Annotated in this window: 10 protein-coding genes; 4 read left to right on the top strand and 6 right to left on the bottom strand. The window is 69.5% G+C overall.

All coding sequences use genetic code 11. The annotated features are described in order from the left end of the window. Positions 1-74: 74 nt before the first annotated feature. The 4 genes from CG736_RS22930 to CG736_RS22915 form a co-directional block, all read right to left on the bottom strand. A complete protein-coding gene (locus tag CG736_RS22930) occupies positions 75-1,649 on the bottom strand; it encodes a glycoside hydrolase family 3 protein (RefSeq protein WP_100588064.1) in 1,575 nt (524 codons plus the stop codon). 62 nt (positions 1,650-1,711) lie between these two features. Continuing rightward, positions 1,712-2,638 (bottom strand): carbohydrate ABC transporter permease, encoded by a 927-nt coding sequence (locus CG736_RS22925; protein ID WP_100588063.1) that lies wholly within the window; start codon positions 2,636-2,638, stop codon positions 1,712-1,714. Next, on the bottom strand, positions 2,635-3,624 hold the full coding sequence (locus CG736_RS22920) for a carbohydrate ABC transporter permease (protein WP_229847257.1): 990 nt from the start codon (positions 3,622-3,624) through the stop codon (positions 2,635-2,637). The genes CG736_RS22925 and CG736_RS22920 overlap by 4 nt, the downstream gene beginning before the upstream one ends. A gap of 148 nt (positions 3,625-3,772) precedes the next feature. Then, positions 3,773-5,065, bottom strand: a complete 1,293-nt coding sequence (locus tag CG736_RS22915) for an extracellular solute-binding protein (protein ID WP_232734117.1) — start codon at positions 5,063-5,065, stop codon at positions 3,773-3,775. A 563-nt stretch (positions 5,066-5,628) separates the two neighbouring features. Between CG736_RS22915 and CG736_RS22910 the strand changes: the two genes are divergently transcribed. From CG736_RS22910 to CG736_RS22900, 3 genes are all read left to right on the top strand, one after another. Further along, the gene (locus tag CG736_RS22910) at positions 5,629-6,933 is read left to right on the top strand and encodes a sugar transporter (protein WP_100588062.1); all 1,305 of its coding nucleotides are present in this window, start codon (positions 5,629-5,631) and stop codon (positions 6,931-6,933) included. A 178-nt stretch (positions 6,934-7,111) separates the two neighbouring features. Then, complete coding sequence (locus tag CG736_RS22905; RefSeq protein ID WP_100588061.1) at positions 7,112-8,170, top strand: SIS domain-containing protein; 1,059 nt, start codon at positions 7,112-7,114, stop codon at positions 8,168-8,170. A gap of 370 nt (positions 8,171-8,540) precedes the next feature. Further along, a complete protein-coding gene (locus tag CG736_RS22900; RefSeq protein WP_100588060.1) occupies positions 8,541-10,061 on the top strand; it encodes a sensor histidine kinase in 1,521 nt (506 codons plus the stop codon). 318 nt (positions 10,062-10,379) lie between these two features. Here CG736_RS22900 and CG736_RS22895 read toward each other — a convergent pair whose 3' ends face one another. After that, on the bottom strand, positions 10,380-10,631 hold the full coding sequence (locus CG736_RS22895) for a WhiB family transcriptional regulator (protein WP_014138019.1): 252 nt from the start codon (positions 10,629-10,631) through the stop codon (positions 10,380-10,382). 341 nt (positions 10,632-10,972) lie between these two features. Continuing rightward, on the bottom strand, positions 10,973-11,944 hold the full coding sequence (locus CG736_RS22890) for a diacylglycerol kinase family protein (protein WP_100588059.1): 972 nt from the start codon (positions 11,942-11,944) through the stop codon (positions 10,973-10,975). 51 nt (positions 11,945-11,995) lie between these two features. Between CG736_RS22890 and CG736_RS22885 the strand changes: the two genes are divergently transcribed. Next, positions 11,996-12,415, top strand: a complete 420-nt coding sequence (locus tag CG736_RS22885; protein WP_100588058.1) for a hypothetical protein — start codon at positions 11,996-11,998, stop codon at positions 12,413-12,415. The last annotated feature ends 56 nt before the right edge of the window (positions 12,416-12,471 follow it).

The following is a 12,471-nucleotide window of genomic DNA, read 5'->3' as shown; positions in this document are numbered from 1 at the left end:
CTGCGGGCAAACCGGCATGCGACGGGCCCGGAACGGAGCGCCTGGCGCCCGTTCCGGGCCCGTACCCGAGTGTCTCAGCCGGCGGCGGCCGCGGTCACCGCGAGTCCGGCCAGCGCCTCCGCCGCGGCGATCGCGCAGACCCGCGAACCGCCGTACGTGGCAAGGGTGGTGACGCCGAGCGGGGCGAACAGTCCGGCCAGCCCGTGGGCGGTGCCGATCTCCACCACCACGGCGTCCGGGCGGTGCTCCACCAGGGCGAGCGCGGCCCGGCGCATCCAGGCGTGGCGGTGCACGTCGCGCACCACCAGCACCAGCGGACGGCCCACCGCCGCGCCGAGCAGCGGGGCGACGTCGATCTCGGCGTCCTCGGCGGCGACCGCCACGTGCAGCAGGCCGGAGCCCTCGGTGACGGTGGCCGGCGGCGAGACCCGGCTGGAGGTGGTGCCGGGGACCAGCTCGCCCAGCGGGCCGGCCACGCCCCACGGGGTGTCCTCGCCGGCCGCGATGTTCGCGCCGGGGGAGAACTCGACCACGTGCGGCACCCCGGCCAGCGGGCGCAGCTCGCCGGTGATCCGCAGCGCCCGGCGGGCGGCGGCCAGGCCGACGCCGACCTCGCCCTGCTGGCCGACCAGCGAGGCCCGCACGGCGGCGGACCAGCGGGCCACCGCCCGGTTGCGCTCGGCCGCCTCGTGCAGCCGTTCGGCGGAGAGTCGGCCCTCGCGGACCGCCCAGACCAGCGCGTCGCGCAGGTACACGAAGGCGTCCTCGTCGTGCAGGCCGCCGCCGACGCAGATGGTGTCGGCGCCGGCCGCGACGGCCCGCACCGAGCCGGCCGCGACGCCGTGGGTGCCGGAGATGGCGCCCATCTCGATGCCGTCGGTGACGATCAGCCCGTCGAAGCCCAGTTCCTCGCGGAGCAGGCCGGTCAGGATGCGCTGCGACATGGTCGCGGGCAGCTGGGCGTCGTAGGCGTCGAACAGAATGTGCGCGGTCATGATGCTCTTCGCGCCGGCCGCGATGGCGGCCCGGAAGGGCAGCAGGTGCTGGCCGAACTGTTCGACGGCGAGGTCGATCCGGGGCAGCCCGAGGTGCGAGTCGCCGGCCGTGTCGCCGTGGCCGGGGAAGTGCTTGGCGCAGGCCGCGACGCCCGCGGACTGCAGGCCGCGGACGTACGCGGCGGTGTGCCGGGCGGCGAGGTCGCCGTCGCCGCCGAAGGACCGGACGCCGATCACCGGGTTGTCCGGGTTGGAGTTGACGTCCGCGTCGGGCGCGTAGTTGAGGTTCACGCCGACGGCGGCCAGGTCGAACCCGATGGAGCGGGCGACCCGCTCGGTGAGGTCGGTGTCGTCGACCTCACCGAGCGCCAGGTTCCCCGGGTAGGAGGACCCGCTGGTCACTTCGAGGCGGGTGACGTCGCCGCCCTCCTCGTCGATGGCGATCAGCACGTCGCCGTTGAGCGCGTACATCTCACCGGTCAGCGCGGCGACCTGCTGCGGGGTGCGGATGTTGCGGCCGAACAGGGCGACGCCGCCGAGCTCGCCGTCGCCCAGTCTGCGGCGCAGCCACTCGGGCGCGGTCAGGCCGGCGAAGCCGGGCTGCAGGACCGCTCCGGCGTCGCGCATGAGTAGGGCGCTTTCCGTACCGGGCATCGCCATGGTTCCTTCCCTGGGGGTGGAGGTGCTTCAGGTGCGATTGGGGTGTGGAAGGGGACTCAGCCCTTGACCGCACCGGCGGTGAGACCCGCCGACACCTTCTTCTGGAAGAACACGAACAGGATGATCACGGGCAGCGAGACCAGCAGACCGCCGGCCATCTGCGAGCCGTAGTCCGCACCCCGGGTGGGGGTGGTGGAGTAGAAGGTCAGCCAGATCATCGAGGTCTTGGAGCCGTCGCCGCCGCTGCTGATCAGGGTGTTGGCGACGATGAACTCGTTCCACGCCTGGATCCAGCTGTAGACGCCGGTGGTGATCAGGCCGGGCAGGGTGAGCGGCAGGATGACGCGGAAGAACGCGCCCCACTGGGTGCAGCCGTCGACCATGGCGGCCTCGTCCAGCTCCGCCGGGATGTTCACGATGAAGGAACGCAGCGTCCAGACCACGTACGGCACGGTGAAGACCAGGTACGCGAGGATCACACCGAGCAGCGAGCCGGTCAGGCCGGCCTTGTTCATCACCACGAACAGCGGAATGATGATCGCCAGCAGCGGCACCATCTGGACCACCAGCATGGAGACGATGAAGAAGCTCCGGCCGCGGAAGTTGAACCGGGCCACCGCCACGGCGGCGAGGAAGCCGACCACCAGGCCGAGCACCACCGCGCCGAGGGTGAGGATCAGGGTGTTCTGCAGCGACGGCAGGAAGTCGGCGTCGTCGAAGATCGTCTTGTAGCTGTCGAACGAGAAGGACGACGGCCAGAAGGTCGGGTCCTGGGCGATCAGGTCCTTGTTCGTCTTGAACGTGGTGAGGATCATCCAGTAGATCGGGAAGGCCATCACCAGGGCGACGCCGATGGCGAGGGTGTTCCAGATCCCGGTCACCACCGGCTTCTGGCCCGTGGTGCGGACCTTGACCTTCTTCTTCGGCTTGGGGGCCTCGGGCGCCACCGGCGGCCCGGACGGGTGCGTGGTCGTCGCGGTCATCGCTCGTTGGCTCCGATCTTGAGCATCTGGCGGATGTAGAACACGAGCACCGCCAGCATCATGAGGATCATCACGATCGAGATCACCGAGCTCTCGCTGTAGCGGGAGCGGACGATGCCGTTCATGTACAGGTAGGTGCCGATGGTCCAGTAGCCGGGCTCGGGCGAGGTGTTGCGCAGCGAGAAGATCTGCGCGAAGACCTGGAAGTCCCAGATGAAGCTGAGCGCGGCGGAGATCATCAGGAACGGGCGGATGACCGGGATGGTCACGTGCCGGAAGACCTGGAAGGCGTTGGCGCCGTCCAGCCGGGCGGCCTCGGTCAGCTCGGCCGGGACCTGGGTCAGCGCGGCGTACAGGCCGAGGACCAGGAACGGCAGCGCGCCCCAGATGATGACGGAGGCGCCGACCACGTACAGGCCGACGTTCGGGTCGGCGAACCAGTCGTAGTGCTTCCAGCTCTCGTCGCCGGTGACCAGGAAGGCCAGGTAGTCGACGACGCCGCCGTTGGGGGAGAACAGCCAGCGGAACACCTGGCCGTTGACCAGCGCCGGGATCGCCCAGACGAACATCATCACGGTGATGACGGTGACCCGGGCCCAGTTGGACACCCGGTTGAGGAGCAGCGCGATCAGCATGCTCAGCACCATCGAGAGGATGACCAGCTCGGCGGTGAAGTAGATCGAGCGGAGCACGACCTCCCAGAACTGGTGGTCGCCGAGGATCTTGCTGAAGCCCTCGAAGCCGATGTACTTCGACAGCGACGGGTTCACCAGGTACGCGTACCGGTTGACGTTCTGGAACGCCAGGTCGAACAGTCTGAACAGCGGGTACGCCAGAACGCCCACCAGCACGACGATGGCAGGCAGCAGGAGGGCGTAGGGGATGTACTGGCCGGCCGCGAAGAATCCGCGGCGCTGCGGCTTCCCCGCCGGGGCAGGCCCCGACTTTTCGGACCGGTTCACGGTCTCGTTGGTGGTCACACTCATCAGGGTCCTTCCCGGGCCCGCGATTCTGGTCGGTCCTGGCGCACGGGTGGGCAGTCCGCGTGATTGCGGACTGCCCACCCCCTAACTGGCGCTCAGTGCGGTGGTCCGCCCGGGAGCGGACTCCCGGGCCGACCGCGGATCAGCTGGGTCAGCCGTTCAGGTCCTTGACGAGGGTCTCCTGGGCCTTCTTGAGCTCGGTGGCCGGGTCGCCACCGGCGGCGATCGCACCGAAGGCGTTCTTCAGCGCGGTCTCGTCGGCGCCGGACCACAGCGGCGAGTTCGGGATGAACCAGGTCAGGCCCTCGGCCGCCTCACCGGTCGCCTTGTTCGCCGGGTCGGCCTGCTTGTAGGCGGCGACCAGGTTCTTGGCGTTCGGGATGGCGTGCTTGGCGAGCGCGGTCTGCTGCGCGGTGTTGGTGTAGATCTGCAGGAAGGTCGCGCCCAGGCCCGGGTTGGCGGCCTTGGACGGGACGGCCAGGTCGGAGCCGCCGAGGAACGCCGGGGTCGGGGTGCCGGCCGCCAGGCCCGGGAGGGCGATGGTGGCGAGCTTGTCCTTCAGCGCCGGGTCGCCGGTCTTCGGGTCGGCGACCGCGCTGACCTCCCAGCCGTTGCCGATGATGGCGGCGATGTTGCCCTTGGACATCTGGGCGTCCTGGGTGGCCTCGTCGGTGGTGGTGCCGCCGACCGAGTACTCCTTCTGCAGGTCGTTCCAGGTCTTGACGCCCTCGATGAACTTCGGGTCGGTCAGGTTACCGGTCCACTTGTCGCCGTCCTTCTTGGCGATGATGCCCTTGACGCCGAACTGGCCGGCGCCGAAGGAGACGGCGGAATACCAGTTCTGGCCCGGCATGTACAGCGCCGAGAAGTTCGGGACGTTGGCGTTGGCGGCCTTGACCTTGGTCAGGGCGGCCTTCAGCTCGTCGATGGTGGTCGGGGCCTGGGTGACACCGGCGGCGTCGAACAGGTCCTTGCGGTAGATCAGGACGCGGGCGCCGGCGTAGTACGGGACGGCGTAGGTCTTGGAGCCGTCGGCCGACTGGCCGGAGGCGGCGACCGAGTCCAGCCACTTGTCCGAGTTGTCGAACTGGCTCTTGACCGAGGTCAGGTCGACGAAGGAGCCGGCCTCGATGTACTTGGCGGCCTGGGTGTTGCCGATCTCCAGCGCGTCGGGGGCGTTGCCGGAGAGCAGGGCGGTGTCGAGCTTGGTGGTGTAGTTGGTCCAGGTCTGCCACTGGACGTCGACCTCGGCACCGGTCTGCTCGGTGAACTCCTTCTTCGCGGCCTCGACGACCTCGGGCCAGCCCTTCTGGGCGTCCTGCATCAGCCAGACGGTGACCTTCTTGCCCTTGCCGTCCTTGCTCAGGGTGGCCTTGTCACCGCCGGAGCTGGACGAAGACGAGGAGCAAGCCGAGGCGACGAGCACAGTGGCGATAGCGGCCACGGCTGCGATCTTGCGGTTCAAACCATCCTCCAGAGGGATGAGCAAGGTAGGGCACCGGGCTGCCGGGCCAGGGGCCCTGAAGCTGCGTCGTGCCGTAGGGGGGAACGTCACCGGATGACACGGACACGAACTGCCGGGGCAGGCGGGCCGGTCCGCGAGGTGGAGTAGACCATTGGTTTAGACCAACGCCTGGAGATTGGCATGGACCAATGACGAGCGTCAAGGGATCGAAGAGCGTCTGCACAAGCCGTTATCAACGCTTGACTCGGCCGTGTTGGACTGGACCAAGTCGGGGGCGGATCCGGATATGGCGGGACGAATCGACCGCATCGGAACGAGCGGCTCCGGTTGCTCAACGTGGCCTGAAGGGCACCTTAAGTGAGCCTTAACCGGCATACCCGCCCAGGTATTGACGTGATCGGGCCAGAATGAGCAACGGATCGACAACAAGCGGGACTTGTAATCATCACGCGCGTTGACGCTGCAAATGGTCTAGGCCAGGATCCGAAAAGCTGGTCTGTACCACCCGCGCAGACCTCCCGCACCTGATTCGGAGGATTCGCGTGAAGCGTCAGGTTCTGGCCACGCTCGGCACCGCTGCCCTGCTGGCCACCACCGCAGGCTGCTCGTCCGGCGGCGGCCCGGCCGCGCCGGCGGCCGCCGTCGACCCGAAGAACGTGACCGGCACCGTCACCGTGTGGCTGATGGACGATGCCCAGAAGAGCTGGCCGGAGCTGGTGCAGCAGGTCAACGACCAGTTCGCGGCCAAGTACCCCAAGGTGGAGCTGAAGCTCAGCTACCACACCTGGAAGAACAAGATCGCCGAGCTGGACGCCGCGATCGCCGCCAACCAGGCGCCCGACGTGGTCGAGCTCGGCAACACCGAGACCACCAAGTACATGGTGAACGGCTCGCTGGCGGGCCTCGACCGGACCGCTTTCGACAACTCCGACAATTGGATCAAGGGTCTCGCCGACACCTGCACGTACAACCAGAAGCTTTTCTGCGTCCCCTATTACGCGGGCGCCCGGGTCGGCGTCTACAACGCGAAGATGTTCCAGGACGCCACCGGCTCCGCGGACCTCCCGCAGAACGAGGACGAGCTCACCGCCGCCCTCGACAAGGTCGCCCAGCGGAACAAGAACAGCGCCGGTTTCTCCGCGCTCTACCTGCCCGGCCCGTACTGGTACGCCGCGATGTCCTACGTCACCGCGTACGGCGGCTCGATCGCCAAGTTCGACTCCAGCGGCGTCTGGCACGGCACCCTGCACGACCCCAAGTCGCAGGCCGGCCTCCAGCACTTCGTCAACCTGGTGCGGACGTACAACAAGGGCGACCTGAAGGTCAACGAGGCCAAGCAGGCCGGCGTGCTCGGCCACGAGAAGGCCGCGCTGATCTACGCCAACGGCTGGGAGCTGAGCGACGCGATCGCCCCGATCACCGGCACCCCGGCGCTCAAGGACTCGCTGAAGATCGTCACCATGCCCGGCCCGAACGGCAAGCCGCTGCCCTCCTTCATCGGCGGCTCCGACCTCGCCGTCACCGCGAAGTCGCAGAACGCCGCGGTCGCCACCGACTGGGTCCGGATGTTCACCAGCACCAAGTCCGAGCAGGTGCTCGCCGACAAGGACACCCTCCCCAACAACCTGACCCAGCTGGCGCCGCTGAAGAACAAGCCCGCCACCGCCGCGGCCGCCAACGCCGTCCAGGACGCCTGGTTCACCCCCGCCGCCCCCGGCTGGGGCGCGGTCGAGAAGCAGAACGTCCTGGTGAACATGCTGGACGCGATCTTCAAGGGCAAGAGCGTCGAGGACGCCACCAAGGAAGCCGACGCGCAGATCGACCAGCTGATCAACAACCCGTCCTGATTCCCGCGGGCCGGGCGCCGACGCACCGTCACGACGTGTGCGGCGGGGCCCGGTCCACGTAGGATCGGCACAGCACAGTTCCACGCAGCGAGGGTGCGGACTCGCCGCCGTTCCAGAGGTCCCCGTCGGGCGTCCCGCCCCACGGGGTAGAACCATCTCTCCACGGAGGCACACCCCGATGTCCGACCCGCAGACTGTTTCCGTACCCGGCAGGATCATGTCGGCGGAGATGGCCGAGCAGCCGGCCGTCCTGCAGCGCATCCTCGACGAGGGTGCGCCGGCGATCCGTGAGATCGCCGCGCAGATCGCCGCCCGCAACCCGCGGTTCGTCCTGCTCACCGCCCGCGGCACCTCCGACAACGCCGCGCTCTACGCCAAGTACCTGATCGAGGTCCTGCTCGGCAAGCCCGCCGGCCTCACCTCGATGTCCACCACCACCGCGTACGGCGCCAAGCCGGACCTGACCGACTGCCTGGTCATCACCGTCAGCCAGTCCGGCGGCTCGCCCGACCTGGTGGCCTCCACCAAGGCCGCCCGCGAGGCCGGCGCGATCACCCTGGCGGTCACCAACAACGCCGGTTCGCCGCTCGCCGAGGTCTCCGAGTTCCACATCGACGTGCTGGCCGGCCCCGAGAAGGCGCTGCCCGCCACCAAGACCTACACCGCCGAGCTGCTCGCGCTGTACCTCTTCGTCGAGGGCCTGCGCGGCAACGACGGCTCCTCGGCGAAGGTCCTGCCGGAGCTGGCCGCCGGGATCCTGGCCCGCCAGGCCGAGGTCAAGGCGCTCGCCGAGCGGTACCGGTTCGCCCAGCGCCTGGTCATCACCTCGCGCGGCTACGGCTACCCGACCGCCCGCGAGGCGGCGCTGAAGCTGATGGAGACCACCTACATCCCGGCCTCCCCGTTCTCCGGCGCCGACCTGCTGCACGGCCCGCTGGCCATGGTCGACAACGTCTCGCCGGTCATCGCGATCGTCCCGGACGGCCGCGGCGGCGAGGCCCTGCAGCCCGTCCTGGACCGCCTGCGCGGCCGGGGCGCCGACCTCGTCGTGATCGGTCAGCAGGACCAGGTCGACGCCGCGAGCGCCGGCTTCGCCCTGCCCGGCGGCGTGCCCGAGGAGGTCCAGCCGATCCTGGAGATCCTCCCGCTCCAGCTCCTCGCCTACGAGGTCACCATCGCCCGCGGCCAGGACCCGGACGCGCCCCGCGCGCTCGCGAAGGTCACCGAGACCCACTGAGACAACGCCGAAGGCCGCCCCCACCCTGTCGGGTGGGGGCGGCCTTTCGGTTGGGCGGGGGACGCACCGTCGGGGGCGAAGGGCGGCCGCCGGAAAACACTACGGGCCACGGCGCCGACACAGGACCCTCAACCTGTGCGGCACCGTAGCCCGGAGCTGTATGTCGGAGACGGGGACCGGCCGAGAGTTGTGCGGGACCCTCGAACGACGCCTCCGACCTCGGAGCGGCCTCGCGCGGTCAGGGCAGTTGCGCGGGGGGCCTCTCCTTGGTGCACTTTCATTGTGGACTAGACCAATCCGCGTTGTCCAGAGCCCCACCCCGATTGGTCTGGACAACGTGCCCCGGAGTGGTCGGCGATACGCTCACGGTGTGCCCTCGCTGAACGAACTCGTCCGCCGCCACACCACCCTCACCGGTGCCGACGTGGAGTGGCTGCATCTGCTGGTCTCGGAGTGGCAGCTGCTCTCCGACCTGTCCTTCGCCGACCTGGTGCTGTGGATCCCCACCTGGGACGGCATCCGCTACGTCTCGGTGGCCCAGATGCGGCCCAACACCGGCCCGACCTCGTACCAGGACGACATGGTCGGCCACCTGGTGCCGCGCGGCCGGCGGCCGTTGCTGGACGCCGCGTACGACGAGGGGCGGATCGTCCGGGAGGGTGATCCGGAGTGGCGGGAGGAGGTGCCCGTGCGGGTGGAGTCCATCCCGGTGCGACGGGACGGCAAGGTGCTGGGCGTGATCGCCCGGAACACCAACCTGCTGACGGTGCGCACCCCGAGCCGGCTGGAGCTCACCTACCTGCAGAGCGCCTCCGACCTGGCGCAGATGATCGCCGCCGGCACGTTCCCGTTCCCGGGCGCCGAGCAGACCGACATGGACGCGGCGCCGCGGGTCGGCGACGGCCTGATCCGGTTGGACGCGGAGGGCGTGGTGACGTACGCCAGTCCGAACGCGCTGTCGGCGTACCACCGGCTGGGGCTGACCACGGACCTGGTGGGCAGTCATCTCGGCCGGGCCACCGCCGAGTTGGTGCCGCCGAACCGCGGCAAGGTGCACGAGTCGATGGTGAAGATGGCCAGCGGCTGGGCGCCCCGGCAGACCGAGGTGGAGGCGCAGGGCGGGGTGGTGACCCTGCGGACCATTCCGCTGAAGCCGAAGGGAACGCCCACCGGTTCGCTGGTGCTCTGCCGTGACGTCACCGAACTGCGGCGTCGTGACCGCGAGTTGATGACGAAGGACGCCACCATCCGGGAGATCCACCACCGGGTGAAGAACAACCTGCAGACGGTCGCCGCGCTGCTGCGGTTGCAGTCCCGCCGGATGGACTCCGACGCCGGTCGGGCCGCGCTGGACGAGGCGGTGCGCCGGGTCGGTTCGATCGCGATCGTGCACGAGACGCTCTCGCAGGCGCTGGACGAGCAGGTGGCGTTCGACGACATCGCCGACCGGGTGCTGGCGATGGTCATGGAGCTGTCCCAGGACGGCCGGGTGGCGACCCGCCGCAGCGGCTCGTTCGGCATCCTGTCGGCCGAGGTGGCGACGCCGCTGGCGATGATCCTCACCGAGTTGGCGCAGAACGCGCTGGAGCACGCGTTCGGCCCGTCCGCCTCCGGCAACCTGGAGGTGAGCGCGCTGCGCGGGCGGGCCCCGGTCGGCGGCAAGGGCTGGTCGGACAGCTGGAACGGCGGGGCGCGGCCGGAGGAGTACCTGCTGATCACCGTGCAGGACGACGGCCGCGGCATGCCCGAGGGCTTCGACCCGCAGCAGGCCGGAAACCTCGGCTTGCAGATCGTCCGCACCCTGGCCACCGGTGAGCTCGGCGGCACCTTCGACATGGTGGCCGCGCCGGGCGGTGGCACCAAGGTTGTGCTGGAGATCCCCGTCCGCTAGCGGGAACTGACGGGGGAACAGAAACGAGGCCCTGCCGACCGGGGGGGGGTGGGTCGGCAGGGCCTCTCAACCCGGTCCGGCCGTCGGGGGGAGTCGGCCGGAACGGGGGCTCTGTGATGGCGCGACGCTCGCCCCGTGTGTTGCACACGGTGAGCGCCACAGGTCCACAATATTGCTCTAAGTGAACAGTATCAAGTGCCTGGGCGGCTCGCGTCGTCGGCCCCGCAACTGGAGCGGGGCCCGTTCGGGAAGGCTCGGCCGGCCGAATGCGGCCGAACCCTTGATCGTGGGTCGATCCGTACTGCTGGTGATGGTGCGTCAGGCGGTGCGGGCGCGGTTGCGGGCGGCGCGGCGCTTCATCGCACGACGCTCGTCCTCGCTCATGCCGCCCCAGACGCCGGCGTCCTGGCCGGTCTCGAGCGCCCACTGCAGGCACTGCTCCATGACGGGGCAACGGCGGCACACGGCCTTGGCTTCCTCGATCTGCAGCAGAGCAGGACCGGTGTTCCCGATCGGGAAGAACAGCTCCGGGTCCTCTTCGCGGCAGACAGCGCGGTGGCGCCAGTCCATGGTCGTCCAACTCCTCCGGTCACGGGCGGTGGCCCGCGACTCACTCGTGTGGTTTGTGAATGTGAACGCTTTCACGAATCCCGCAACAGCAAAAGGGACCAAAGGCCCACCGGGCCCGGGAGGTCTTTGCTGAGTGGGGTTCGGCGATTCGAGGGACTCTGCCGCGATGTCGTCTGCGGTGTGTCCCGATCGCCATGTAGAGGTTCGCAAACCTCGAAGCCGGATACAACCCCCTTCGGCAAGAAATTTTTGATTCTTCGGTGTCGCCTACCTCACAGGCGGTACTTCTATGGAGTGAAGGGGCTCGCACGTTCGAGTGCAAGGCAGAGACCCCCTTCTGGTCACACAATCACACGCAGTGCACGCCGTACGCCTGTGAAACTGACGCGACTCCTGTCTCCAAGGTGGTCCCCGTCGACCTGAAACGGCACCGGTTCCTGTGAAACCAAGGTGAAGTGCCTGACGTCGTGATAGGAGACGACGTGCTTTCCGGCCGGGCCGGCGGGGCGTGTGCCGTCCTCCGCCGAGGGTTGTGGGCGCAGGATCTGACGGACCGTTCGGGCGGTGCGGAACGCCGTCATTCGAGTGATGCCGAAGATGTCCAGATCGGTTTCGAAGGAGGCCGAGGGGGACGGAAAGACCGGACGGGAGCCCAGGAACGTCCACGGAGAGGTGTTGGAGACTATGGCCATCACCATGCCCGGAACCGGCTCGCGGCCGTTGATCTCCAGCGTGATCGGACCCGAACGGCGGTGTTCACGCTCGGTGACGTAGTGCCGCAGCGCCTCCATGACATAGAGCGCGTGGGTGGATTTGCGCCCCGCCCGGCGCTGGCGCTCCACTCGGCCGACCACGCCGGCGTCGAACCCCAGTCCGGCGGTGAAGGTGAACCAGCGGTCCGGCTCGCCGGCGGTCAGCGCCTTGCCCAGGCCGATCGCGCGCTCCCTCCGGTGCTCCAACGCGTCCAGGAGTGCGCCGGTGGCCTCCACCGGGTCGTTCGGGAGCCCCAGCGCGCGGGCGAACACATTGGTCGACCCGCCCGGCACCACCGCCAGCCGCGGCACCCGCTCGCCCGGCCCGTGCGCCAGCAGGCCGTTCACGGTCTCGTTCACGGTGCCGTCGCCGCCCAGCGCCACCACCAGGTCCACCGTGCCGTCCTCGGCCGCCTGCCGGGCCAGATCGCCCGCGTGCCCCCGGTACTGGGTCTCCGCGACGTCCAGCTTCAGGTCACTGCGCAGGGCATGGATCAGGACGTCCCGGGTCCGGCCACTGGTGGTGGTCGCCTTCGGGTTCACGACCAGGAGAGCGCGCATGGCGATCAGCCTACGACCCGTCCCGGGCAGGACGACCGTTACCCTGGCCCGGTGACCGCTGAATCCGCTCCCGCCACCGCCACCGTGCCCGACCGGCCCGTCCCGCTGCTCGTCGGCGCGGGCATCACCGCGCTGGAGGGCGCGGCGATGGCGGGCTGGGGGGTCTACGACCTGATCTCCGGCTTCCTCGGCTCGGACGCCGCCTTCGGCCGCACCGAGATGGGCGGCATCGTGCTGCTGCTGATGGGCCTGCTGCCGCTGCTGGCCGGCCGCGCCCTGCTGCGCCGGCAGAAGTGGGGCCGCAGCCCCGCCGTGCTCACCAACTCCATCTGCCTGCCGGTCGCGTACTACATGTGGCAGTCCGGCGGCGGCATGGTCGCCGGCGGCGCCGCGATCGCGGTGCTCGGCCTGGCCGGCATCGTCTCGCTGCTCAACCCGAAGGTCACCGCGGTGCTGTACGGCGAGCAGTAGCCGCCCCGGACGCCGACGGACGCAGGGCCCGCCCCCGGGTACGGGGACGGGCCCTG

Origin of the sequence: Kitasatospora sp. CB02891 (assembly GCF_002803145.1) — a bacterium.
Classification (GTDB): Bacteria; Actinomycetota; Actinomycetes; order Streptomycetales; family Streptomycetaceae; genus Kitasatospora; species Kitasatospora griseola.
This window is presented reverse-complemented; position numbering and strand designations above follow the sequence as displayed.